Below are 24,618 nucleotides of genomic sequence, written 5' to 3' on the forward strand. Positions count from 1 at the left end.
TTCGACTGTGTTGGGGCCGCAGACGGCCGAATCAGGAGACTCGCATGGGCAGCAGTCAGGTCACCGCAACGCCTCGCTCCGTCCAGGGCTATATCGACGAAGCGCCGCTTTGGGCGGATGGCACGCCCGTTCGGGCCGCGGTCATGACCGCGATGCAATGGCGGATCTGGGGGCTGGCGGCAGCGGGCAAGTTCTTTGAGGGACTGGTCGTCTTCATGACCGGCGTCGCCCTGCCGCTGATGGCAAGGGAGTTCAACCTCGATGCGACCGGCTATGGTCTGGTCAGCGCTGCCACGCTTTTCGGCATCCTGATCGGCGCGACCTTGCTGGGTGGCCTTGCGGACCTCTTTGGTCGCCGGCGCCTGTTCATCATCGAGATGCTGTTGTTCATCGGCTTTCTGGCCCTTTTGGCCGGCGCGCCGAATTTCGTCATCGTGCTGATTGCCCTGTTCGGGCTCGGTGTTGCGCTTGGCTGTGACTATCCGACGGCGCATCTGATCATTTCCGAGAGCATTTCGTCGGAAGCGCGCGGGCGGATGGTGCTGGCCGCCTTTGCCTTTCAGGCTGTCGGCGCGCTCTGCGGCACCGCCCTTGCCTATTTCGTCCTGACCTATCACCCGCAGGTCGATGCCTGGCGCTGGATGTATGGCCTCGTCATCCTGCCCGCGACAGTGGTGGTCATTGGCCGGTTCTTCATTCCGGAAAGCCCGCACTGGCTTCTGGAACAGGACCGCCGGCAGGAGGCCGAGCAGGCCCTGCAGCGCTTGCTGAAGCGCGATCCGGCCTATCCCAAGGCGACGCCGCTGCTCGGCAAGGCGGCGGAACTGGCGCATGACGTGAAAAAGGGCAGCAAGGTCCTGCTGGCGCTGTTTTCCAATCGCAAGGCGCGGCGCGCCACCATCCTGGCGGCTGTACCCTGGTTCCTGCAGGACCTTGGAACCTATGGCATCGGCATCTTCACACCGGTGATCCTGGCGACCGCGCTGGGGCATGCGCCCGGGCATGCAGCCAATCTGGCGGATCTGCTGCAGGATGACCTGCTGGCGGCAGAAGGGGCCGCGATGATCGATGCGCTGTTGATCGTCGGCATCCTGTTTGCCGTGTTGCTGGCCGATCGCTTCGGCCGGATCCGGCTGCAGGTTGTCGGCTTCATCGGCTGTGCCGCCGGGCTGTTCATCGCGACGCTCAGCGACAATGTCAGCCCGTCAATGCAGGTGCCGATGATTGTTGCGGGCTTCATGATCTTCAATTTCATGACCAATCTTGGGCCCAATGCGCAGACTTACCTCATCGCCGGCGAGGTGTTCCCGACCCGATACAGGGCGGTTGGAGCCGGCTTTGCCGCCTCCGTTGCCAAGATTGGCGCGGTGCTGACCGCGTTCCTGTTCCCGACCCTGCTCGCAACGGTCGGAAAGGACCCACTGCTGTTCGGCCTGATCGCCGCCTCGCTGCTCGGTGCCTGGGTCACCTATGCCTTCCGGATCGAGACCAACGGTGTGTCGCTGGAAACACTTGATGCAGAGCAGGACAGGACCTGACCTGAAGGCCTTCGCTGGTTGTGCTGCGTCATGGACCTTGTTCAAAAGATCAGCTTGATCGCCAGCCCGATCATCACCACAGCGATCACCCCGTCGAGCACCCGCCAGGCGTTGGGCCGGGCGAAGACCGGGGCGAGCAGACGAGCGCCATAGCCCAGCGAAAAGAAGAACAGGAACGACCCGGTCACGGCTCCCGCGCCGAAGGCCGCTTCCCGTCCTGGATACTGGCTGGCGATCGAGCCGATCAGCAGCACCGTGTCGAGATAGACATGCGGGTTGAGGAAGGTGAAGGCGAGGGCGGTGGCCAGCGTTGCGCCAAGCCCCTGGCGGGCGCCACCGCCTAAGGTCAAGGCGCTGCCGCCGGTCATCGCGGATCGGGCGCTGCGCAGTCCATAGGCAACAAGAAACGCTGCCCCGCCATAGCGCAAGGCCGGTTCGATGCCGGGGATCAGGTCGGTCACCGCACCAAGGGCGAACACGCCGAGCGAAATCAGCAACGCGTCGCTGAGCGCGCAGGTCAGGCAGACCACGAAGACATGCTCCCGCCGCAGACCCTGCCGCAGGACGAAGGCGTTTTGCGCGCCGATGGCGATGATGAGCGACAGGCCGAGAAACAGGCCAGACAGGGCGGCAGTCAACATGCGGGGCTCCAGGGCAGATATTGCCCGGACCAGCTAAGGTGAACTGGAGAATTAGGCTAGCTAATAAATCTCATCTGAGATTAGACTTGCTAATGCACTTTGATCCATCCCATCTGGCTGCCCTGGCAGCGATCCTGCGCAGCGGCAGCCTGGATCGCGCGGCACGTCATCTCAATGTAACGCCCTCTGCCGTTTCCCAGCGGCTGAAGGCGCTGGAGGAGCGCGTCGGTGCGGTGCTTGTGGTGCGGGGCCAGCCGGCCGCCGCCACGGAAGCCGGCGAGCGGCTGCTGCGCCATGCCGAGGAAGTGGCGCTGCTGGAAGGCTCCCTTGCGCGCGATCTCCAGCTTGCAGGTGCCAGTCAGGCGACCCTTCGTCTTGCGGTGAATGCCGACAGCCTTGCCACATGGTTCATTCCCGCCATGGCGCAGGGCGCACGCGACGGATTGCTGTTCGACCTGAAAATCGATGATCAGGACCACAGCGCCGACTGGCTGCGCCGGGGCGAGGTGAGGGCCGCAGTCAGCTCCGATGCCGATCCGGTCCAGGGCTGCGACTGCTTCTTTCTCGGATCGCTCACCTATGTTGCCACGGCCAGCCCGGATTTCATGCGCCGCTGGTTCGCTGAGGGCGTCACGGGCGGCAGTCTCGCTGCCGCGCCGGCCATGACCTACAACGCCAAGGACCGTTTGCAGACTCAGTGGATCGAAGCCACCTTCGGCGTTGCCCTGTCTCCGCCAACGCACTGGTTTGCCTCGACCCATGCCTTTGTCGATGCGGCCCTTGCCGGCCTTGGCTGGGGCATGAACCCGGAGATCCTGGTGCGCGAGCATCTGGCCGCTGGGCGGCTGGTTGAACTGGTGCCGGGCCGCCGCCTGTCTGTTCCTCTCTACTGGCATGTCAGCCGGTCAACCGCCGCCGCGCTGGTCCCGCTGACCCGCGCCGTTCGACAGGCCGCCGCCGTGCGGTTGAGCGCAGATGCGACTGCGTGAACAGGCGTGGCACGGCAGGTTTTGCACTTCCAGTCACGCGGCCGCGAGCGAGCCCGTGTAAGCCCTATTGCTGATTGCAGTCATCCGGTTCTACAAAAAGACTGGGCCGGTCTACCGGTCCTGCTCTTACATCGGAGACTGCCATGACGTTTCTCTCTGGCCACGCCAGCAGCCTGCTCAGTGCCCTGCGCCTGATGTCCGGCCTGCTCTTCCTTCAGCATGGGACGACCAAGTATCTGTCCTTGCCGCCCAGTGATTTCTCCGGTGTCGCGCCTTTGTCCCTGCCGGGGATTGCCGGCATGATCGAACTGGCGACGGGCTTGCTGATTGCGGTCGGCCTGTTCACGCGGCCGGCGGCGTTCCTGGCCTCGGGCACCATGGCGGCGGCCTATTTCCTCGCCCACGCACCGCAGAATTTCTATCCGATCCTGAATGGCGGTGAGCTGGCGGTGCTGTACTGCTTTGTCTTCCTTTATCTGGCGGCAGCCGGTGGCGGTCGCTTCAGCGTTGACGCATTGCTCGGTCGCACCTGAGCGCTCTGCCCTGGAAACTGCTTCCGCGCGGACTGCGCGCGGAAGCCTCTTGCCCTGTCGTGACTTCGCATTTGGCGAACGGAAGGCCGCGATCATGGCTTGCCATAGGGACCGGGAGCGGGCTCAATGCGGATCCTTTCGCTTGTGCAGCATCCGGATTCCCCATGCCCAACGCCCAGTCCCTTGCGCTCCTCAACCGCTACTATGCCGCGTTCAATGCCGGCGACACGGCCACCATGGTCGCGCTTGTCACCGATGACGTCGCCCATGACGTCAACCAGGGTGGCCGGCGCACAGGCAAGGCGCTGTTCACCGAGTTCAACGCCCACATGACCCGCTGCTACAAGGAGACGCTGACCGACATCGTCGTCTTCGTCAGCGAGGATGGAACACGGGGCGCGGCCGAATTCATCGTCAATGGCACATATCTCGCCTCGGACGAGGGGCTGCCCGAGGCGAAGGGCCAGACCTACCGCCTGCCGGCCGGCACCTTCTTCGACATCCGCGATGGCCAGATCGCCCGCATCACCACCTATTACAATCTGGAAGACTGGATTGCTCAGGTCAGCGCCTGATCCTGCCACCGGGAGACCATTGCCATGAAAGTCATCGTTGTCGGCGCCGGCATTTCCGGGCTCTCCACCGCCTGGGCCCTTGCCAGGCGCGGGGCGGAAGTCACGCTCCTGGAACAGGGGCCGGTGCCCAATCCGCTATCTGCCTCGGGCGACCAGCACCGGATCATCCGCCGCGCCTATGGCGGGCAGGGCGGATACCAGCGCCGGATTTCAGATGCCTATGCGGCGTGGGACGAGATGTGGTCGGATCTGGGGGCCAAGCACCTCGTGGACACCGGCTTCCTGCTTCTGTCGCAGGAACCGGGCGATGAGGGCGAGCGCTACCGCCAGGGCATGATCGACGGCGGCTATGCGCTTGACGACATGACCGGTGCGGAAGCTGAGGCCCGCTATCCGTTCCTCGATGGCAAGACCCTGCGCTTTGCAGCCTTCAATCCCGAGGGCGGTGTGCTGCTCTGCCAGAAGATTGCAGCCGGCCTCAGGGACTGGTTCATCGCCCGGGGCATTGACCTGCGCGAAAACACCAGGGTCACGGCCATTGATCGGGCGGCCGGATCAGTGTCTCTCGAAGATGGTACGGTGCTCACCGCCGACCGCGTCGTCGTGACGGCAGGGGCCTGGGTGGTGCAGCTTGCGCCCGATCTCGCCCGCCACCTGACGCCGTACCGCACGGCCGTGGTCTATCTCGATCCGCCCTCCGATCTCAAGGCGGCCTGGGAAGCCGCCCCGGTGATCCTCGATGTGGGTGGCAAGGTTGACGGCTACGTGTTGCCGCCGGTGCCTGGCACCGGGCTGAAATTCGGCGCTGGGATCCACAAGGTTAAGAACGCCGATGCCAACGCCAACCGCGTGCCGGTGCCGGGCGAAGGCGAGACGCTGCGCAATCATTTTGCCCCGCCCTTTGGCCGGATCGAGGAGTACAAGGTGACGGACGTGGTCACCTGCGCCTACACCTTCACATCGGACGAGCATTTCTTTGTCGAGGAGGATGGCAAGGCCGTCTTCGTCTCCGCCTGCTCCGGCCATGGCTACAAGTTCGGCGCCGTCGTCGGCCAGAAGATTGCGGCGGGCGTTCTCTCTGGTGACGTCAAGACCGCACGCATCTGGCTGGAAGCACGCGACTGAAGCCGGGTCCGGAGGCCTGTCCTCCAGACCCGTTCTGCCGACAGCGCCTCAGCGGCCGGGGCGCAGCATCCGGGCCATCGTATCGTCATTCAGCACGATGCGGTGCCAGACGACGGCCAGCACATGCAGCGCGATCAGCAGCACGAACACCGGCTTCATTGCTTCATGCATCTCGCCTGCGTCATGCACGCCGAGAAACCATGCCAGCAGGCCCGTCAGGGGCATGACAAGCAGCAGGACATAGAACAGCCCGTGCGTGGCCTTCATCAGGCCGAGGGTGATGGCGTTGCCACCAGCGGGCGCCGGCGTGCCCCGGCGCAAGCGCAGCACCAACCGCCACAGCGTCAGGCCGAGAATGACGATGCCAACCCAGACGTGCAGGTTGCCGAAGATGAGGGTTGCGGTCTCCGGGGTGGTGCCGCGATTGAGGGCGCGGCCAAGATCCTTGATCCAGTCGCCGAAGAGGATCTGGAACAGGACAAGCGCGGCGATGACCCAATGCAGTCCGATCTGGGCGGGGCTGTAACCTTGTGTGGCTGGGCGTGACACGGTTTCACTCCTGGCTGTTGGCCGGCTTGTAACCGGCAAGACTGTGCTGCCGACCGGGATCATGCTTGCTTGAAAGAACGATCGGTAGATGCAACTGTCGATGCTATCGAAAGATCAGGCCAAGGCGAGGACCAAGTTGTCGCCAAATGTAACGCCGGCACCTGTTTGTTTGAAGCCGGCTTTGCTTTACTGCCGCTGCGAACCTGTTTTCGGTTGACTGCTCTGCGGCGGCTGCATGGCTGCTCTGCATTCTCGGCGGACAGCAAATCACCTCTTGTCTTTTTTGTGGCAACACGGGCATCGTAGGGGAAAAGAAACACAGCAGGGAGAGACTATGCCGGTTCAGATCAAGCTTCTCACACATCAGACGCTGCAGGATGCCCTTGAGGATCTGGCGCGTCTGCGCATCGAGGTGTTCCGGGCATGGCCTTATCTCTATGACGGAACCATGGACTACGAGACGCGATATCTCGCCCGCTACGCGCAGACGCCAGGTGCAGTGATCGTGGGAGCTTATGACGGGGACCGGCTGGTGGGGGCCGCGACGGGCGAGCCACTGGCCAAGGAAGTCATCCAGTTTCGCGAGCCCTTCGAGGAGCGGGGCTTCGATCTGGACCAGATCTTCTATCTCGCCGAATCCGTGCTTGTGCCCGAATACCGGGGCCAGGGGCTGGGACAGCAGTTCTATGAGGCCCGCGAAGCCCATGCCCGGGCGCTCGGCTTCACCCGGACCTCGTTCTGCGCCGTCTTGCGTCCGAATGACCATCCGGCCCGTCCGCCAGCTTATGTGCCGCTGACCGACTTCTGGCGCAAGCGTGGCTATGCGCCGCTTGAAGGCGCCATCGTCTATTTTCCCTGGAAGGATGTCGGTGAAACGGAAGAAACCGAGAAGCCGATGCAGGTCTGGCTCAAGGATCTCTGATCTCTCTCGGTCCGATCTGACAGGCTGCCTTTCACAGGCTGCCTCTGGCCGGCAGCTAGAGCCTCAGGGCAGGGAGGTGTTCCCGCCCTGAGGACAGTTCGGCTCAGTCCGCCAGTTCGTAGACGATGGTGACGCTGGCGCTCAGTGTTTCCTCGCCGGACAGCATCGGCGGCATGGCTTCGGCAGACATCGCCGCCATGCGGTACATTGGCTGCGGCACGGCCGCGCCGCCTTCGCTCATCGATAGCACCTTGCCGAGCTTCACGCCGGCTGCCGTGGCATAGAGTTCGGCCTTGCGGCGGGCATCGGCAACGGCCGCCTTGCGCGCATCATCCGAACGCTTGTCGGCGTCCGAAACGATGAAGCTGACACCGTTGATGGCGTTGGAGCCGCTCGCCACCATGGCGTCGAGCAACGCGCCGAGCTTGGCCATGTCGCGCACCTTGATGCTGATGCTGTTGCTGACCTGATAGCCATCGATCACCGGCGCCTTGTCGGTCTTGCCGTAGTCCGTGTACTTCGGCTGCACCGAGAAGCCGTTGGTCTGCATATCCTTTTCGGCGACACCGGCTGCCTTGAGCTTTTCCACCACGCCGGCCAGCGCCTTGGAATTGGCAGCCAGCGCCTCGGCGGCCGTTGCAGCCTCACTGATCACGCCACCGGAAATCATCGCCTGGTCGGGGGCAACAATGATGTTGCCGATGCCCTGCACGGTGATGAAGAGATCGTGCTTGGCGTCCTCGGCATGGGCGGCCGTCGTGGCGAAAGCAGCGCTGAGCGCCAGCGGCAGGGCGATCACCATGGCCCGGAGCGGACGGCGGACGGAACGGGTTTGAGGCAAATTCATCGTAAAAAATCCTTATGCTCACGAGGGGCATGAGAACCCTCGCCCCGGAATGCGGCAAGTCAAAGGCGCGTGTGCGCCTTTCCGTCCGTCCCGTCCTTCTCGGCGTCACCCCGGGCGGAGCGTAGCGCAGACCCGGGGCCTACTCGTTCGCAGAGCCTTCGAGATGGGGCACAGTGCCTCAGAACGCAGCGGCACCGCTGGCCTCCAGATAACGAGATGACGAACCTGTCGTCACCGCTCTGCAAGCGAGTAGGCCCCTGTGTATGGAGAGTCTGGCTCGGCGCTGCGCTTGGCCAGGGGTGACATCCGTGGGTTTGTCAAGACCGGCGGACACCGGCCCGCTCACCGCAGGACTGCGTTACGGGCGCACCAGCGCCGTTTCCCCCACGCTGACCTCGCCATGCTGCAGTGGCGGGCCGATGTTGCCATCGGCGGAGAGCAGGATGGCCACCGGCCGGGTCTGCGGGATCTGGGCGCAGATGATGAGGATCACCACCGTCAGCGGCACGCAGAGCACCATGCCCGTGACGCCCCAGATCGCGCCCCAGAAGGCGAGCGACAAGAGGATGACAAGGCTGGACAGGTTGAGGCTCGCCCCCATCAGCCTCGGTTCAACCAGGTTGCCGAGCAGGAACTGGATCAGCCCGAGGCCGATGGAGATGACGAGGAATGGGCCATAGGTCTCGAAGAACACCAGCGCCAGGAGGCTGGGGAAGATGACGCTGATCAGCGAGCCGATGGTCGGAATATAGTTCAGCAGGAAGGCGATGAAGCCGAACAGCGCCGCATAGGGCAGGCCAAGCAGTGTCAGCAGCGTCGTCGTCAGCAGACCTGTGGCGAGACTCACGGCTGTCTTTATCCCGAAGTAATGCAGCACCCGGCGGTTGATCTCGGCGCGGATGGCAAAGGCCGCCTCGGCGCGTTCCGGGGTTTCGAACAGGGCGGCGTATTTGCTGTTGAAGGTCGACTGCTCGATCAGGAGGAACAGCACATAGATGAACACCAGCGAGGCCGAACCGGCCATGGTGGTGATGAAGCTCGCCGCCTGGGTGACCAGCTGCGTCAGCGAGGTCTGCGGGAACAGGTCGCGGGTCTGCAACGGTTCGCGCAGACCCGTCATCTCCGACAGATTGGCAAAGACCTGCTCCAGCCGCGCCTGATAGCCTGGCGTGTCACGGGCAAGCTGGGTGAGGTTGGCAGCGACCAGATCGAACACGAACATGGCGGCGGCAAAGATGATGACCAGCGCAATCAGCAGCGCAGGCAGGGCCGGCAACCGCCAGGGGCCGAGCGGAATGGCGCGCAAGCCGCTCGCCAGCGCATTGATCAGATACCAGACGATCAGCGCCGTCACGAAAGGCAGCAGCAACGCCCGCCCCACCACCAGCAGCCAGCCGACGAGACAGACCAGGACAAGGGCCAGCGTGATATTCAGCAGGGAGTTTCGCATCAGGCGCCTGTGCTTGCAGCTTCAATCTCCCGCCACCCTGCACGGGACGGGCACAGGCTTGCAAGAGGGGCAGGCAACCGTCAGGCCGCGACGGACGGCAAGTCCACATCGCCCAGCCGCGCAAACGCTGCAAGACAGCCACCGCTTTCCGGCCTAGAAACTCCCGCACAGGCCAGCAGCTCGCCTCTTGCCCGAACCGGCAAGCCTGGTGTACCAGAAGGCTCCGCCTTCGGCGCAGGGCCTGTAGCTCAATGGTTAGAGCCGTCCGCTCATAACGGATTGGTTGGGGGTTCGAGTCCCTCCGGGCCCACCATTTTTTCAAAGGGCGCATTGCTTCCAAGTGTTGAACGGTTGGCTTTCTCAATCGAGATCAAGCCCGGATAGGCTGCGGCTGAGACCTTGCGACGTTGACACTGCGACGGACAACAGTGCCAACCTGGGTCCAAAGCTTCACACAATGCTACTTCTCGCGGATCGGGGTCTGCGGCTGGCGAAGGGGACAGCGCCAGCCGGCCGGCGGAGTGGGCTGCGTGTAATCAGCCTTCCCTGTAATAATAGCTGTAGCCGTTGATTGCCGGCGCGCCGCCGAGGTGGGCGTAGAGGACGCGGGCGCCGTCCGGGAAGACGCCCTTGCGGATGAGGTCGATCATCCCTTGCATCGATTTGCCCTCGTAGACCGGATCGGTGATCATCGCCTCGGTGCGGGCGGCGAGGCGAATGGCTTCGTTCGTCTCGTCCGAGGGAACGCCATAGGCGGGGTAGGCGTAATCGTTGTAGATGACGATTTCGTCCTCGCGGATCTCGCGCCCCAGTTCAACCAGTGCGGCAGATGCATCGACGATCTGCCGGACCTGCGCGCGGGTCTGGTCGGGTGTGCCAGAGGCGTCGATGCCGATCACCCGGTCTGCCCGATCCTGTGCGGCGAAGCCGACGATCATGCCGGCCTGCGTCGAGCCCGTCACCACGCAGACGACGATGTAATCGAACTGGAAGCCGAGCGCCTTTTCCTGCTCTGCAACCTCTTCGGCAAAACCGATGTAGCCGAGTGCACCGAACTTGTGGACGCTGGCGCCGGCCGGGATGGCATAGGGAATGCCGCCGGCATCGCGGACGGACTGGATCGCGTTTTCCCAGCTCTGGCGGATGCCGATGTCAAACCCGTCCTCCACCAGCCGGGAGTCTGCGCCCATCAGCCGCGTCATCAGGATATTGCCGACCCTGTCATAGACGGCGTCGTAGTGCGGCACCCATTTTTCCTGAACGACGACGCACTTCATGCCGATCTTTGCCGCGGTGGCGGCGACCATGCGCGTATGGTTTGACTGGACGCCGCCAATGGACACCAGCGTATCGGCGCCGGAGGCAATGGCGTCCGGCACGATGTACTCCAGCTTGCGCAGCTTGTTGCCGCCCATGGCCAGGCCCGAGTTGCAGTCCTCGCGCTTGGCATAGATCTGCACCTTGCCGCCGAGCGCATCGGTCAGGCGCGGCAGATGCTCGATCGGGGTCGGACCGAAGGTCAGCGGGTAGCGGTCGAATTCATCAAGCAGTGACATGGATCAGTCTCCGTGGTTTCAGCCACGAAAAGCCTAGCAAGACCGGCAGAAAATGAGCTTCCATTCTTCGGTCATTTGTGGGTCAAATAGGCGAACGAACAGATGGGTTTGTTACCTCTGGCCTCATCGAGGGCATAGAAAATGAAAGAAACTTCCAAGCACGAGCTGGACCGCATGGACCGCAACATCCTGCGCGCGCTGCAGAAGGATGGCAGGCTTGCGAATGCCGATCTGGCCAAGATGGTCAACGCCAGCCCGGCCACCTGCCATCGGCGGACGCAGCGGTTGTTTGACGAGGGGTATATCGCCTCGGTCCGGGCGCAAATTGCTCCGGCAACCGTCGGACTGGGGGCGCTGGTGATGGTGGGGGTGGTGCTTGACCGCTCGACACCTGAGAGCTTTGCTGAGTTCGAGAAGGCGGTCGGCGCGATGAAAGAGGTGCTGGACTGCAACCTGGTCGCTGGCGATTTTGATTATCTGCTGAAGATCCGCGTGCGCGACATGGCGGGCTTCAACCTATTGCACGGCAAGCAACTGATTGCGTTGCCGGGCGTGCGGCAGATCCGGACCTTCTTTGTGTTGAAGGAAGTCAAGGACAACGCGCCGCTGCCGTTCTGAGATGGCAAGCGGCGCGCTGTGGCAGACAATCAAGGAGGCAGGCGCACCTACCTCCCTGATTGCTCCGCTGGTCTTGCGCAGCCTAGTGGGGGTTAGCCGCGGGCAAAGGCCAGAAGATCCGAATTGATCACTTCCGGGTGTGTCGCGAAGGGGGCGTGCGAGAGACCGGGATAGGTCTTCAGCGTGCCGTTCTGCAGCAGCTTGATCGCCTTGTGGGCGGAGTTCGCGATCGGAACGATCTGGTCATCCTCGCCATGCATCAGCAGCACCGGAATGCTGAGGGCCTTCAGGTCTTCGGTGAAGTCGGTTTCCGAGAAGGCCTTGATGCAGTCGTAGTGCGCCTTGGCGCCGCCCATCATGCCCTGTCTCCACCAGTTCTGGATCTGGCCCTGGCTGACCGTGGCACCTTCGCGGTTGAAGCCGAAGAACGGGCCGCTGGGAATGTCGAGGAAGAACTGCGCCCGGTTGGCGATCAGCGCTGCGCGGAAGCCGTCGAACACCTCGAGCGGGATGCCGTCCGGATTGGCCGGCGACTTGACCATCACCGGGGGAACGGCGCCGATCAGGACCGCCTTGGCGATACGGCCCTTCTCGGCTCGGGCCGCGTAGCGTGCCACTTCGCCGCCGCCGGTGGAATGGCCGATATGGATCGCGTTCTTGAGGTTCAGGGCGCGGGCCAGTTCGACAACGTCATTGGCGTAGGTGTCCATGTCGTTGCCGGTGTCGGTCTGATCGGAGCGGCCATGGCCGCGACGGTCATGGGCAATGACGCGGTAACCCTTGTCCAGGAAGTACAGCATCTGATTGTCCCAGTCGTCGCCGGACAGCGGCCAGCCGTGATGGAAAACCACCGGCTGTGCGTCCTTCGGGCCCCAGTCCTTGTAGAAGATGTTGGTTCCGTCCTGCGTCTTGATCGTAGCCATGGTCAATTCTCCTTGTGCTTGGGCCATCTGGGCCCGGTTCAACATGAGAAGGGCAGCAGCGCCGGCCCCGGTGGAAAGAAGAGTTCGCCGCGTGAGGTCGAAGGTCATTGCGATGCCTTTCTGTTTGGCATGGACAAGCTACGCCGTAGCCCGTACGAAAGGGCGTGGCGGAAACGACAATGATCGGGGCGAAACGGACAATAATGCAGGCGCCAACCCTCGTGGCCGAGATCGGCCTTCTGATCTATCCGGACTGCCAGCTGGCGGCGATCCATGGGCTGACGGACCTGTTCCGGATTGCCGGTGAGTGGACCGGCGAGCCGCCGCGCGCCATCCGTGTGTCGCATTGGCAGGCAAGTGAGGCCGGTGTGGAGCCTGTTTGGGACAGCCATCCCGGCAAGGCGCATCGGCTGAGCCATGTGATTGCCCCGCCAAGCCTGATCAAGCCGGACCGCATGGCGCCCGTGCCCAATGCGGCGCAGTGGATGAAGGAGCAGCACCGGTCCGGGACAACATTGTGTTCGGTCTGTGCCGGCGCGTTCGTCCTGGCCGAGACCGGGCTGATGGATGGCCGCCGCGCCACGACGCACTGGGCTTTCGCGCAGCAGCTGGCGATGAGGTTTCCAAAGGTGCAGCTGGCAGACGAGAACATGGTCGTCGACGAGGGGGACATCATGACGGCCGGAGGCATCCTGGCCTGGGCTGACCTGGGGTTGACGCTGGTGGGGCGGCTGCTGGGCCCGGCAACCATGCTGGCCACGGCCCGGTTCCTGCTGATCGAGCCGCCGCGCAACAGCCAGCGCCCGTTTGCGCAGTTTATTCCAAAGCTCGATCACGGCGATGATGCGATCCGGCAGTGCCAGCACCGGATCCATGCCGAGGCCGCGAGCCTGCAGGGCGTTTCCGATCTGGCCGACGGCATCGGCATGAGCGGGCGGACATTCCTGCGCCGGTTCAGTGCCGCGACCGGCATGACGCCGGTCGAGTACTTGCAACACGTTCGGATCGCCAAGGCGCGCGAGGCGCTGGAGCGGACACTGGTCCCTGTCGACCGCATTGCCTGGGACGTCGGCTATTCCGATCCTGCCGCTTTCCGAAAACTGTTCCAGAAACTCACCGGCCTGCCGCCTGCCGCCTATCGGCAGCAGTTCGGTATTGCGGCGGCGGAGCACTAGGCAAGGGTCTGGCATGGCCTGTCCTTTCAGGCTTTGACTTGTGCGGGGGGCTGTCTTCACGGCGTCCCGGCTGCCGATCCGGTCGGCAACCCGGACACAGGTGCTCAGTTGCGAGCCGCGCCGCGCGCTGCCGCATCGATGGCCGCCGCGACCGCTGCCGGTTGCGTCAGGAACGGAACGTGACTGGCCTTGACCTCGACGATCGACGCGCCGATGCGTTCGGCGGTGTGCCGCAACAGCTTGGGATCAATGGCCTTGTCCTCTGTGGCGATCACGGCCCAGCTGGGCTTGTTGCGCCAGGCGGCTTCGGTCACCTTGGTGCCGAAGATGGCCATGTTGATCGGCACCTGGCTGTCGCGCAGGAACGCGGCATCCGCATCGCTCGTGTCGCCGGCAAAGCCGATCTTGAACTTGTCGAGATTGACGAAACCGAACCCGTCCGCACCGGTTTCAATCACGAATTCCGCTGGCGGCGGGATCTCCTTGAACTGGTCACCTGTGCTCTCGCCGACGTCGGGGGCAAGCGCGGAGACATAGACCAGCCCGGCTACCTTGTCGGCGGTGCCGGCCTGCGTAATGACCGTGCCGCCATAGGAATGACCCACCAGAAGCGTCGGGCCGTCCTGCCGGTCGAGGATCCGGCGGGTTGCGGCGACGTCATCGTCAAGCGAGGTGAGCGGGTTCTGGACGATGCTGACCCGATAGCCGCGCGCGGTCAGGTCGTCATAGACCCCGCGCCAGCCCGAGCCATCGGCAAAGGCGCCGTGAACCAGAACGACATTCCTGACACTCTGATCCGCCGGGAGGGTGCTGTCTGCCAGTGCGGCTGGCATCAGCCATGCGAGTGCAGCGACGGCCGAAACCGTTGTCTTCAAATATCTGATCATTTCTTGCATCCTTGCGATTGGACCTTGATCGGCTTGATCAGCCGGTGCTTGCCCCGCGCCATCCGGACGGCGCGGGAGGCAAGGCTTTGTCGGGATCCAGACAAGGACAGTGTACGGAAAACGCACTGGAGGGTGCTTCCATAATTCAACTGATTGTTTAGAACTGAGAGCCAGTCGAGTTGGATCTTTTGTCACTGACAATCAGTTCTTGGTAGAATTTCGGAAGATTCTTCCATTGCCCCTCAATGGTGCGCTTCTCGTCGTGTTTGGGACGAGACGTGCACCCCAAGTGCGGTGTGCGGCAGTTTCGGGGAGAGAGGGCTGCCAGCTGCGAGGAGCCTGGCCGTGCAAGGCCCGCGTGGCAGGCAAGCCCTTGATGGCGGAGAGAATTGATCCTTGCCGCTTTAATACTTGACTCCGCATCTCATATTTTAATACTCCCTCCCATAACGGTGCAGCGCGGATGGTGCGCGCCGGATTTGCCAGCCCAAAGCAAGCGATCCCTTCCTTGAACCGCAGTCCGGACTGAAATGTCGCGGGCCTTTCGGGAGCCTTTTCATGTCTGTTGCTACAGGGCGCGATGCCCTCTGGCTGGCGAGTGTCGCCGGCCTCGCTCTCCTTTGCGCCGCCTCCGGTGCGTCGCCTGCACTTGCCCAGACAGCCGGTAAACCGGCCGGCAATACGACAAGTCAGGCCGGCACAGGCGCGGCCGCCGCAACGGCCCAGGCGCCGGCCCCGGCCGAGGCTGCCCCGGCCGAGGCCGGTGGCCTCATCACCCAGCTCAGCCGCATCACGCTCTTCGCCGACCGGCAGGAAACCGCCGTGCTGGATGTGCCGGCGCATGTCTCCGTGGTAACGGGCGAGGAGCTGAAGCAACTCGGCATTTCCGACATGCAGCAGCTGACCCGTTATCTGCCCGGCGTCACCGTGCAGCGCCAGACCTCGGCCACCGATCCGTTCAACACCTTCTCCGGCTTCACCATCCGCGGCGTCGGCGGCAACCGGGTGCAGATGCAGGTGGATGGCTCGCGCGTCGCCGAGCGCATCACCGACGGCACCCGCGACTATCTCGACTTCAACTTCGTGCGTCAGGTGGAAGTGGTGCGCGGCCCGGCCTCGGTGCTGTGGGGCGCCGATGCGCTGGGCGGTGTCGTCGCCGTCGAGACCCTGGACCCGGAAGACGTGCTGAAGGGCCGCAAGATGGGCGGCGAGGGCCGCGTTGCCTATGACAGTTTCAACAGCTCGGGCGTTGCTTCGGGCGTGTTCGCGCAGCGCTGGTCTGACACTTTCGCAGTGATGGCGGCGATCTCGCGTCAGGCCAATGAGGAGGCCAAGCTCTCCAACGCCCGTGCCGATGGCGGCATCTACGGCTGCCCGCGTGTGCTCTCCGCCGGCCAGCTGCCCTGCGACAAGCTCGACCCGACCAATGGGGACAGTTATCGTGGCCTGTTCAAATTCGTCTGGACCCCGTCGAACGAGCACCGGCTGGAGGCCTCGGCCGACCTTCTGCGGCGCACGACCGACGTGGACTACACCCGCACGCGCGGCGTCCAGACCAACGGCAATGTCATCACCGGCTATGACCGCGACCTGACCCTGACGCGCAACCGCTTCGCGCTGGAACACAGCTGGACGCCGGACAGTGGCTTCCTCGACGAGCTGAAGACCACCTTCGCCTACACGCCGCACAAATATGACCGCAAGGGCGTCCAGCGCGGCCGCAACAAGGCCGGGCAGGGCTACATCCTGCAGGATTACCTCTCCTACAAGGAGAACTTCTTCGAACTGGACGTGCAGGCGACCAAGTCCTTCGAACTCGGCGCCACGGACCACGAGCTGACCTTCGGCTTTGACGGCGACTATTCCAAGGTCGACTACACCCGCCTTGACCGCACCACAAACCTTGCCACCGGCGCGGTGACGGAAGCGCGGGCGGGCGGCTTCAACTTCGCCAATTCCGACACGCGCCGGGCCGATGTCTATGCCCAGCACAAGATCGGCCTGTTCGACAACAAGCTGGAACTGACGCCGGGCGTGCGTTTTGCCACCTACCGCATCAATCCGCGTCCGAACCCGGATTACAAGGTCGTGCCCGGCTCCGAGCCGCGGGTGCGGGAGGATACGGCGCTGCTGAAGAGCCTCGGCGCGCTCTATCACATCGACGACACCTGGTCGGTCTGGGGCAAGTACGGCGAAGGCTTCAAGATGCCGACGGCGCAGCAGCTCTTCACCTCCGTGCCCGGCGCCGCCTTCGACCAGATCCCGGCGCCGAACCTGAAGCCGGAAAAGGTGCGCAGCCTTGAGGCCGGCGTCCGCGCCCAGATCGAACGCGGCTACCTGTCGATCACCGGCTTCCGCGCCGACTACACCGACTTCATCGAGAGCTTCTACAACCCGCCCGGCACCAATGACTACACCTACCGCAACCTGTCGGAAGTGGCCGTCTGGGGCGTGGAAGTGGAGGGCGCCTATGGCGTAACGGAGGATCTGACCGCCACCGCCAGCGTCGCCTGGCAGAAGGGCACGCAGAAGGCAGCCGCCGGGGCCGCCTCGACGCCGCACACTCTGCCGCCGCTCACCGCCGTGCTCGGCCTCAGCTACGCGCTGCCGCAGTACAACCTGACGCTGGATGCCATGACCCGCATGGCCGCGCCGGTCTACGAGACCTCCTCGCCCACCGGCTTCAAGCCGGGCGGCTATGCGGTGCTCGATGTCTTCGCCTCCTGGCAGGTCACCGAAATGGCAAGCCTCGATCTCGGCGTGAAGAACGTCTTCGACAACCGCTATTTCGAGGCCTCCGCCGCCGGCATGACCACGCGGCCCTCGACGGCGGTTGCCAACCAGAACCCGCTCGAGCTGCAGACCGGCCCCGGCCGGACCTTCCAGGCCTCGTTCAACGTGAAGTTCTGATCCGATGCGTGCTGTTCTTGCTCGCATTTATCGCCTGACGCGGCTTGCCGCGTCAGGACCGGGGGCGCCGGTGGCGCTGGTTCTTTACGCGGTTGTGCTCGGGCTGCAGTTTGCCGCCGTCTGGGTGTCGGTGCAGATCATCAGCTGGTACAGGGCTTTCTATGACGCGCTGGAAAGGCGGGATGCGGCAGAGGCCCTGCTTCAGGTCGGCCATTTTGCCGCGCTGACTGCGGCTGCCGCCGCGTGTTTCCTTGTTGGCGACTGGCTGCGCAAGCGGCTGCAGATGCGCTTGCGTGCGCGGCTGACGGCTCGCATGCAGGATGCCTGGCTTGCCAACAAGGCTTACTGGCATCTGCGCCCCGGCTTTTCGGCGCAGCCGGTCGACAACCCGGACCAGCGCATTGCCGAAGACTGCCGCAAGTTCATCGAGCGTCTGCTCATCGAAACGCTGGACGTGATCTCAAACGCGGTCGCCCTTGTCTCCTATGTGGCGGTGCTGTGGTCAATTTCGGCCGTGCCGCTCAGCTTCCACCTGTTTGGTCTCGACGTGGAAATCCCGCGTTACATGGTCTGGGCCGCCTTCCTCTATGTGGCTGTGTCGAGCCTCCTGACCCATTTGCTGGGTCGGCCGGTCAAGGGGCTGGTGTTCCAGCAGGAGCGCTGCGAGGCGGACTTCCGCCATGCTCTGGTGCAGCTGCGTGAAGGCACGGACGAAATTGCACAGTCCTCCGGCGAGGAGGCCGAGCGCCGCCGCCTTGAGCGCAGGTTCGGCGAGATCTGCCACAATTGGCACCGGCTTATCCGCGCCGAAGTCATCCTCGGCCTGTTCGTTCAGCCCTACAGGCAGTCGGTCTTTCGTATTCCGACATTTCTGGCCCTGCCTGCCTATTTCGCGGGGAACCTGACACTCGGCGGGCTCATGCAGCTGGCGCAGGCCTTCGTCAATACATCGACTTCCTTGAGCTGGTTCATCTTTTCCTACCGGGAGCTGGCGGAATTCGTGGCGGTTTCGGAGCGTCTGGATGATCTTTTGGCGCTGACGCGCAATCCGCAGACGCCTGAGAGCGTGCCGCAGGCGATCACGCGGGGGCCAGCCCCCGGCGGCGGCATGAAGCTGCAAGGTGTGGCGCTCTCCACTCCGCAGGGCAGGCGGCTGGCTCCGGTTCCGGATATGGCGCTGCAACCCGGTCAGAGCCTCTGGGTGGCCGGGCCGTCAGGGGCCGGCAAGAGCACGCTGCTCGCGGCGCTCTCCGGCCTCTGGCCCTTTGGCGAGGGCCGCATCTCCATGCCCGACGGGCCGCGCCTCGTTCTGCCGCAGACCCCGCGTGTCTTCCCCGAAGGTCTCGCTCATGCCGTGACCTATCCACGCGAGCCGGAGGACGTGGGCCGTGACGCCATCGAGGCGGCGCTCCGGGAGACCGGTCTGGGGCACAAGCTCGCCGCGCTGGATCTGCCTGGGCCAGAGGGTTATGCGGGCCTCTCCATGGGCGAGCGCCAGCGCCTTGCCCTGGCTCGGGTCTTCATCCATAGGCCTGCTGTGCTCATTCTAGATGAGGCGACCAGCGCCCTTGATGCCCGCAGCGAGGTGGACCTGCTGGCCAGGGTCAGGGCGGCGCTGCCCGACGCGACGATCATCTGCGCTGCCCACCGCCCGCCCGAAGGCCTCGTGCCCTTCCAGACCCTCGCCCTTGATCCTTCCGCCACCGCCGACCGTCCCGGTCAGCCGGTGCAAGCCCCACTTGCCGGAGCCCTTGCATGACCGATCCCGTCAAACGCCACCGTCTCGACGTCCAGCCGGCCGAAATCTTCCCGCTGCTCCCTGGCCTTGGCCGCATCATGGTCATCGTCCGCAGTGCCGGCAGCCTGCACGAGCGCATCGGCGCCCTCGACAAGGCCGAGATCAGCGACCACAGCGTCACCCTGTCCGGCGCCTGCCACGCGGCCGTCATCGACCTCAATTCCCTCGACAGCGTCCACTACGACACCTCGTCGGTGATGAAGGACAAGGTGCTGCCACGGCTTGATTTCATGACCGCCAGCGGCGAGCCGGGCGTCTCCGTCGTGGGTCTCGAAGGCGCTGATCCCTTTGAGGCGGCACTGCGCCTCTTCGCCCGCATTCCCGCTGTCGCGCCGGAGCGCGCCGCAACTGACGCCACGCCGCCCGAGACCGAAGGGGATCCCGCTGCTCCGCTGCTGGAGGCGCTGGTCGGCGGCGATCCGGTGACGATCCGCTTCGAGACCGCCAGCGTGCGCCAGCAGTGGCAGGGCTGGGTGGAGGCGGTGAAGCCGATGGGCGGCTTTTTCAACATCATGACGCCGGATTTCCACCTGCATCTGAAGGCCGGCACCGTCGCCGCCTGGCACGAAGTGGACGGCTGGCGCCATGCCCTTGACGCCGACGGCAACCGCACAGGCCTTACCATCGGGCCGCTCGCATGAGCGGGGCCGCCCTGATTCCCGGCCAATGGATCCGGCCGTCCGACGGGGCCGTCCTCGCCCATCCCGAGGTGCTCGCCCTTGCTGCCCGCGCCGATGTGGTGCTCCTGGGCGAGCAGCACGACAAGGCGGCGCAGCACCGCTGGCAGCTGCATGTTCTGGCCGGCCTCCTCGCCCATCGCGCCGACATAGTGGTCGGCTTCGAGATGTTTCCGGCGCGGCTTGATCCGGTGCTGGCGCGCTGGGTGGCGGGTGAGCTGACCGAGGCCGATTTTCTCGAACAGGCGGAATGGGGCACGGTCTGGGGCTTCCCGGCCGAGATTTACCTGCCGCTGTTCCGCTTCTGCCGGCAGTTCCGCCTGCCGATGCTGGGGCTCAACTGCCGCCGTGCGCTGGTGACAGAGGTCGGTATCGGTGGCTGGGACGCCATTGCCGACGCCGACCGGGACGGCGTGACGCCCGCGCTGCCGGCGACCCCTGCCTATCGCCGCTTCCTGTTCGAGTTCACCGGCGGCGGCTTGCCGAACCGCAAGGTCACGAGCCCCGACGATCCGGCCTTCGACCGCTTCGTTCGCGCGCAGCAGGTCTGGGACCGCGCCTTCGCCTGCCGCATGGCTGAAGCCCGCGCGGTGAGGGGCGCGCCGCTGGTCGTCGGCATCATCGGCCGGGGTCATCTTGAATTCGGCCATGGCACGCCGGCGCAGCTCGCCGATCTCGGCGTCGCACATGTCACGGTGCTCTTGCCACACACTGCATCCGAGCCCCCGGCACCGGGAATTGCCGATGCGGTCTTCGTCATGGATCCGCTGGACATGTGAGGCCGCGCGCGACGACACACGGAGCCGCACAAGGAGCAGCACAAAAGGCCTGCCATCGTGGCGCATCTGGTCTAGGCTTGGGGCTGGACTGTTTGGGGTTCAAATGCCCGGGGCCTCGCCATGCTGCGGTTTTCTGCCAATCTCGGATTTCTCTTCACCGACCGGCCGCTGCTCAACGCAGTGGCGGCTGCGGCGCGGGCCGGGTTCGATGCAGTGGAGCTGCACTGGCCACACGTCGGCCCCGGAGCCGTCCCGGCAGACGAGCTGAAATCCGCAGCCGCGGAGGCGGGCCTGCCGATCCTCGCGCTCAACACGGCAAGGGGCGACGTTGAGGCGGGCGACTTCGGCCTCTCGGCCCTGGCCGGGCGCGAGAGCGAGGCGCGGGCGGCGATAGACGCCGCGCTGGCCTATGCGTCAGCCTGCGGGGCAAGGGCCGTGCATCTGATGGCTGGCAAGGCGGATGGACCTGAGGCGCAAGCGGTGTTTCTCGCCAACCTTTGCTACGCGCTCACCTCTGCCCGGCCGCACGGCATCCGCATCCTGCTCGAACCGATCAACAGCTTCGATGTGCCCGGCTATTTCGTCTCGACGGCGGACCGGGCCCTGGCCCTGATCGAGGACACGGGCAACGAGGCCCAACTGATGCTGGATTGCTATCATGTCGGACGTATGGGCGGCGATCCGGCAACCGTCCTCGCCGGCTTCTTTCCGAAAATCGCCCATATCCAGATTGCAAGCGTGCCCGATCGCGCCGAACCGGACACAGGCACGCTCGCCTATCCCCCGCTCCTCGAGGGCCTCCAGCGCCTCGGCTACACCGGTTTCATCGGCGCCGAATACCGCCCCCGCATGTCCGGGGCCGGGGGGACCGAAGCCGGCCTTTCCTGGCTTGCGGCGTTTCGGGAGGCGAGCCGGGCATGATGCCTCTTGCCAATGCCACGCTCTGCGGAAAGACTGGGGCGACTGCCGAACGTGATCACATTTTTTGAGCTTGCCGGACGCCAGGGACCAGAATGCTGAAATCTCTCGACCTTCTGACCGCCAATGACAAGCCCGGCGAACATGCAGCCTCCTGGTATGCAGCGACTGCCAGTCATCGCACCAGCTATCCTGCCTTGCGCGGCAATGTGGACGCCGATGTTGTCATCGTCGGTGGCGGCTATACGGGGCTCAGTTCGGCGCTGCATCTGGCGGAGGCCGGCCTGTCGGTGGTGCTGCTGGAGGCGCATCGCATCGGGTGGGGGGCCTCGGGCCGCAATGGCGGGCAGGTGGGCTCCGGTCAACGGCTCGACCAGATCACGCTGGAGGACATGGTCGGCAAGTCCGACGCCCGGCTTTTGTGGGATCTTGCGGAGGACTCCAAGGCCATTGTCCGTGAGTTGATCGGCAAGCATCAGATCGCCTGCGATTACCGGCCCGGTATTCTCTATGCCGATCATCGGCCCGATATCGCCCGTGAACATGCCGACTATGCTGAGCATCTGGCGCGCAACTACGGGTATCATCACATCGAGGTCCTCAGCCGCGAGGCCATTCGTGCCCGGCTTGCCAGCCCGCTGTATCATGGCGGTGCGTTCGACACGGGGGCGGGGCATGTGCATGCGCTCAATCTGGCGCTGGGCATTGGCCTGGCCGCAGAAGCCGCCGGCGCGCGCATCTTTGAAACGTCGACGGTAACAGGCTACAACAACGACAACGGACAGATTACTGTTACGACAGCGGCGGGCCATGTCACAGCCCGCCACCTGGTGCTTGCCTGTAACGGTTATCTCGGCAGGCTGGAGCCGAAGATTACGGCCCGTGTCATGCCGATCAACAACTTCATCATTGTGACCGAGCCGCTGGGAGCCGAGCGGGCCGAGGCCTTGATCCGGGGCGGGGTGGCGGTCGCCGACAGCAAGTTCGTCATCAACTACTTCCGCATGACCCCGGATCACCGGCTGCTGTTTGGCGGCGGCGAGACCTATGGCTATCGCTTCCCCGCCGACATTGCCGAGTTCGTCCGCAAGCCGCTGAAGTCTGTGTTCCCGCAGTTGGCGGATGTCCGGATCGACTACGGCTGGGGTGGCACGCTGGCGATCACGCCCAAGCGCATGCCTTATTTCAACCGGCTGGCGCCCAACATCTTCAACGCCTCCGGTTACTCCGGCCACGGGGTCGCGATGGCCACGCTTGCCGGACGGTTGATCGCAGAGGCGGTCACGGGCAACGCCGGGCGCTTCGAGGTGTTCGAGCGGGTGCGGATCCCGGCCTTTCCCGGCGGGGCGCGCATGCGGTTTCCTTTGCTGTTGCTGGCGATGACCTGGTTCTCCCTGCGCGACCGGCTCGGGTTCTGACATCATGACCGACGAGCCCGGCCTTCCGATCGGCAGTTACTGGGAGGAAAGCGTCGGGCCGGTCGTGCTCGATCCGGAACTGGAGATGCCGAAAGGCGAGGCTCTGGCGGTTGATGTTGCGATTGTTGGTGCGGGCTACACCGGCCTCAACGCGGCGCTTCGGGCGGCGGAGCTTGGCGCCTCCGTCGCCGTGCTCGAGCGGCATCAGGTCGGCTATGGCGCGTCGGGGCGCAATGGCGGCTTCTGCTGCATCGGTGGCTCGAAACGCGCGCCGGAGGATCTTGTTGCCAGCTATGGCGAGCATGAGGCGCAGCGCTTTGTCGGCCTGCAGGTCGAGGCCATTGCCCATGTGGCGCGTCAGCTTGACAAGCACGTCATTTCCGCTGACCAGGCCGGCAGCGGCGAACTTGTCCTGGCGCACAAGCCGTCGGCGCTGACGGCGCTTCGGTCGGAGAGCGCCTTTGTCAATGCCCGCTTCGGCCTTGACACCCAGATGCTGACGCCGGCCGATCTGGCTGCACGCGGCCTGTCGGCTGCAGGCGTTCATGGTGGCATGTTCACTCCGCATGGCTTTGGTCTCAACCCGCTGAAATATGTCCGGGGCCTCGCCCGGGCGCTGCGCGACGCGGATCAGTCGATCTTCGCCAACTCGCCGGTGCTAGACATCGTGCCGGAGGCAGGCCGCTGGCGGGTCGAGACGCCGAAGGGCCGGGTGCTGGCCCGAAGGGTCATCCTGGCCGGCAACGGCTATCTGGATGAGGATCTCCTGCCCTGGCTCGAGGGCCGGCTGCTGCCGGTCTTGTCCAATGTCATGGTCACCCGCGTGCTGACGCCGGAAGAGCGGCTGTCGCAGGGCTGGACCAGTCCGGTGATGAGTTCAGACAGCCGCACGCTCTTGCATTACTTCCGTCTTCTGCCCGATGACCGCATGCTCTTCGGCATGCGTGGCGGCATTTTCGGATCCGTGCGGGAGACGAACCGGCTGCGCCATCTGATCCGGTCCGATTTCGAGACCTTGTTTCCCGCGCTTGCCCATGTGGAGACGACGCATTACTGGTCGGGACGTGTCTGCCTGGCGCTGGATCTCAATCCATATGTTGGCGCTGTGCCCAGCTATCCGGGTGTGTTTGCAGCGCTCGCTTATCACGGCAACGGGGTGGCGATGGGCTCGATGGCGGGAACGCTTGCAGCAGAACTGGCGCTGGACGAGACCCCGCCCTGGCAGGTGCCCCAGATCCTGCGCGGCCCCTTGCGCGCCTTCCCCCTTGCCCCTTTGCGCCGCCACTACCTCCAGGCCGCCTACTGGTGGTACGGGCTGAAGGACTGGCTGGCATGAGCGTGAGGGCCTATTGGGTCTACATGCTCGCCGGGCACAAGAACGGCACCCTTTATACGGGCGTGACGAATGACCTGGCTCGACGTCTCCATGAACATCAGACCGGGCAAGGGTCTCGTTTTACGGCGCGCTATTCGGTCCGGCGGCTGGTCTGGTATGAACAGCACGCGACCGCCGAGCTCCCCATTGCCCGCGAAAAGGCAATCAAGACATGGCCACGGGCCTGGAAAGTCGAACTGATCGAATCGGAAAACCCTGAATGGTTTGATCTGGGGCGTATGCTGAATTCGTGAGGCAGGCAGCGCCGTTAGCCCTCCATCCTTCGTCATGCCATGGCTCGACCACGGCATCCATGCCGTGCCCTCTCCTTGAGCAAGGCATCTCTGCGAGGCTGCGTGGTTATCCTCCGACAGGTTCTCCGTGCCGATAGGGATCGGCATGGATGCCATGATCA

The 24,618-nt window shown here is 64.5% G+C and carries 23 protein-coding genes and 1 tRNA gene; 17 read left to right on the forward strand and 7 right to left on the reverse strand.

The window, feature by feature from the left end; all coding sequences use genetic code 11:
* Nucleotides 1-44: 44 nt before the first annotated feature.
* The gene (locus ACTIFE_RS11960; RefSeq protein ID WP_439529383.1) at nt 45-1,538 is read left to right on the forward strand and encodes an MFS transporter; all 1,494 of its coding nucleotides are present in this window, start codon (nt 45-47) and stop codon (nt 1,536-1,538) included.
* 41 nt (nt 1,539-1,579) lie between these two features.
* Here the strand turns inward: ACTIFE_RS11960 and ACTIFE_RS11965 are convergent, their stop codons facing one another.
* Nucleotides 1,580-2,179 carry a LysE/ArgO family amino acid transporter gene (locus ACTIFE_RS11965; RefSeq protein ID WP_439529384.1) on the reverse strand — a complete coding sequence of 200 codons (600 nt, stop codon included), beginning with the start codon at nt 2,177-2,179 and terminating at the stop codon, nt 1,580-1,582.
* Between the two features lie 92 nt (nt 2,180-2,271).
* Between ACTIFE_RS11965 and ACTIFE_RS11970 the strand changes: the two genes are divergently transcribed.
* From ACTIFE_RS11970 to ACTIFE_RS11985, 4 genes are all read left to right on the forward strand, one after another.
* Nucleotides 2,272-3,168, forward strand: coding sequence for a LysR family transcriptional regulator ArgP (locus ACTIFE_RS11970; protein WP_439529385.1), 897 nt, complete (start codon nt 2,272-2,274; stop codon nt 3,166-3,168).
* 143 nt (nt 3,169-3,311) lie between these two features.
* Complete coding sequence (locus ACTIFE_RS11975) at nt 3,312-3,701, forward strand: DoxX family protein (RefSeq protein WP_439529386.1); 390 nt, start codon at nt 3,312-3,314, stop codon at nt 3,699-3,701.
* Between the two features lie 164 nt (nt 3,702-3,865).
* The gene (locus ACTIFE_RS11980; RefSeq protein WP_439529387.1) at nt 3,866-4,276 is read left to right on the forward strand and encodes a ketosteroid isomerase-related protein; all 411 of its coding nucleotides are present in this window, start codon (nt 3,866-3,868) and stop codon (nt 4,274-4,276) included.
* Nucleotides 4,277-4,300: 24 nt separating this feature from the next.
* On the forward strand, nt 4,301-5,401 hold the full coding sequence (locus ACTIFE_RS11985) for an NAD(P)/FAD-dependent oxidoreductase (RefSeq protein ID WP_439529388.1): 1,101 nt from the start codon (nt 4,301-4,303) through the stop codon (nt 5,399-5,401).
* A 48-nt stretch (nt 5,402-5,449) separates the two neighbouring features.
* Here the strand turns inward: ACTIFE_RS11985 and ACTIFE_RS11990 are convergent, their stop codons facing one another.
* Nucleotides 5,450-5,950, reverse strand: a complete 501-nt coding sequence (locus tag ACTIFE_RS11990; RefSeq protein WP_439529389.1) for a cytochrome b — start codon at nt 5,948-5,950, stop codon at nt 5,450-5,452.
* Between the two features lie 334 nt (nt 5,951-6,284).
* On the opposite strand from ACTIFE_RS11990, the gene ACTIFE_RS11995 reads away from it, so the two are divergent.
* Nucleotides 6,285-6,872, forward strand: coding sequence for a GNAT family N-acetyltransferase (locus tag ACTIFE_RS11995; protein ID WP_439529390.1), 588 nt, complete (start codon nt 6,285-6,287; stop codon nt 6,870-6,872).
* Between the two features lie 103 nt (nt 6,873-6,975).
* On the opposite strand, the gene ACTIFE_RS12000 is transcribed toward ACTIFE_RS11995, so the two are convergent.
* Entirely contained in the window at nt 6,976-7,719 is a 744-nt protein-coding gene (locus ACTIFE_RS12000; RefSeq protein WP_439529391.1) for an SIMPL domain-containing protein, read from the reverse strand.
* Between the two features lie 358 nt (nt 7,720-8,077).
* Nucleotides 8,078-9,169: an AI-2E family transporter gene (locus ACTIFE_RS12005; protein WP_439529392.1), complete on the reverse strand. Its 1,092-nt coding sequence runs from the start codon at nt 9,167-9,169 to the stop codon at nt 8,078-8,080.
* Between the two features lie 237 nt (nt 9,170-9,406).
* Here ACTIFE_RS12005 and ACTIFE_RS12010 point away from each other — a divergent pair.
* Nucleotides 9,407-9,482: transfer RNA gene (locus ACTIFE_RS12010), tRNA-Ile, on the forward strand.
* A 223-nt stretch (nt 9,483-9,705) separates the two neighbouring features.
* On the opposite strand, the gene ACTIFE_RS12015 is transcribed toward ACTIFE_RS12010, so the two are convergent.
* Nucleotides 9,706-10,725, reverse strand: coding sequence for a 1-aminocyclopropane-1-carboxylate deaminase (locus ACTIFE_RS12015; RefSeq protein ID WP_439529393.1), 1,020 nt, complete (start codon nt 10,723-10,725; stop codon nt 9,706-9,708).
* 141 nt (nt 10,726-10,866) lie between these two features.
* Between ACTIFE_RS12015 and ACTIFE_RS12020 the strand changes: the two genes are divergently transcribed.
* Complete coding sequence (locus ACTIFE_RS12020; RefSeq protein WP_439529394.1) at nt 10,867-11,343, forward strand: Lrp/AsnC family transcriptional regulator; 477 nt, start codon at nt 10,867-10,869, stop codon at nt 11,341-11,343.
* Between the two features lie 92 nt (nt 11,344-11,435).
* On the opposite strand, the gene ACTIFE_RS12025 is transcribed toward ACTIFE_RS12020, so the two are convergent.
* Nucleotides 11,436-12,266, reverse strand: a complete 831-nt coding sequence (locus tag ACTIFE_RS12025) for an alpha/beta fold hydrolase (protein WP_439529395.1) — start codon at nt 12,264-12,266, stop codon at nt 11,436-11,438.
* A gap of 203 nt (nt 12,267-12,469) precedes the next feature.
* On the opposite strand from ACTIFE_RS12025, the gene ACTIFE_RS12030 reads away from it, so the two are divergent.
* Complete coding sequence (locus ACTIFE_RS12030) at nt 12,470-13,441, forward strand: GlxA family transcriptional regulator (protein ID WP_439529396.1); 972 nt, start codon at nt 12,470-12,472, stop codon at nt 13,439-13,441.
* A gap of 104 nt (nt 13,442-13,545) precedes the next feature.
* Here the strand turns inward: ACTIFE_RS12030 and ACTIFE_RS12035 are convergent, their stop codons facing one another.
* A complete protein-coding gene (locus tag ACTIFE_RS12035) occupies nt 13,546-14,328 on the reverse strand; it encodes an alpha/beta fold hydrolase (protein ID WP_439529397.1) in 783 nt (260 codons plus the stop codon).
* 558 nt (nt 14,329-14,886) lie between these two features.
* Between ACTIFE_RS12035 and ACTIFE_RS12040 the strand changes: the two genes are divergently transcribed.
* From ACTIFE_RS12040 to ACTIFE_RS12075, 8 genes are all read left to right on the forward strand, one after another.
* Nucleotides 14,887-17,238 (forward strand): TonB-dependent hemoglobin/transferrin/lactoferrin family receptor, encoded by a 2,352-nt coding sequence (locus ACTIFE_RS12040; RefSeq protein WP_439529398.1) that lies wholly within the window; start codon nt 14,887-14,889, stop codon nt 17,236-17,238.
* Between the two features lie 4 nt (nt 17,239-17,242).
* Nucleotides 17,243-18,997 (forward strand): ABC transporter ATP-binding protein/permease, encoded by a 1,755-nt coding sequence (locus tag ACTIFE_RS12045; RefSeq protein WP_439529399.1) that lies wholly within the window; start codon nt 17,243-17,245, stop codon nt 18,995-18,997.
* On the forward strand, nt 18,994-19,677 hold the full coding sequence (locus ACTIFE_RS12050) for a hypothetical protein (RefSeq protein WP_439529400.1): 684 nt from the start codon (nt 18,994-18,996) through the stop codon (nt 19,675-19,677). The genes ACTIFE_RS12045 and ACTIFE_RS12050 overlap by 4 nt, the downstream gene beginning before the upstream one ends.
* Nucleotides 19,674-20,492: a ChaN family lipoprotein gene (locus ACTIFE_RS12055; RefSeq protein WP_439529401.1), complete on the forward strand. Its 819-nt coding sequence runs from the start codon at nt 19,674-19,676 to the stop codon at nt 20,490-20,492. Before ACTIFE_RS12050 ends, ACTIFE_RS12055 begins: the two co-directional genes overlap by 4 nt.
* Nucleotides 20,493-20,612: 120 nt before the next feature.
* Nucleotides 20,613-21,413, forward strand: a complete 801-nt coding sequence (locus ACTIFE_RS12060; RefSeq protein WP_439529402.1) for a hydroxypyruvate isomerase family protein — start codon at nt 20,613-20,615, stop codon at nt 21,411-21,413.
* Between the two features lie 92 nt (nt 21,414-21,505).
* On the forward strand, nt 21,506-22,828 hold the full coding sequence (locus ACTIFE_RS12065) for an NAD(P)/FAD-dependent oxidoreductase (RefSeq protein WP_439529403.1): 1,323 nt from the start codon (nt 21,506-21,508) through the stop codon (nt 22,826-22,828).
* A gap of 4 nt (nt 22,829-22,832) precedes the next feature.
* Entirely contained in the window at nt 22,833-24,164 is a 1,332-nt protein-coding gene (locus ACTIFE_RS12070; RefSeq protein ID WP_439529404.1) for an NAD(P)/FAD-dependent oxidoreductase, read from the forward strand.
* Nucleotides 24,161-24,457 carry a GIY-YIG nuclease family protein gene (locus tag ACTIFE_RS12075; protein ID WP_439529405.1) on the forward strand — a complete coding sequence of 99 codons (297 nt, stop codon included), beginning with the start codon at nt 24,161-24,163 and terminating at the stop codon, nt 24,455-24,457. The genes ACTIFE_RS12070 and ACTIFE_RS12075 overlap by 4 nt, the downstream gene beginning before the upstream one ends.
* The last annotated feature ends 161 nt before the right edge of the window (nt 24,458-24,618 follow it).

It is taken from the genome of Pannonibacter sp. (assembly GCF_051860505.1).
Taxonomy (GTDB): domain Bacteria; phylum Pseudomonadota; class Alphaproteobacteria; order Rhizobiales; family Stappiaceae; genus Pannonibacter.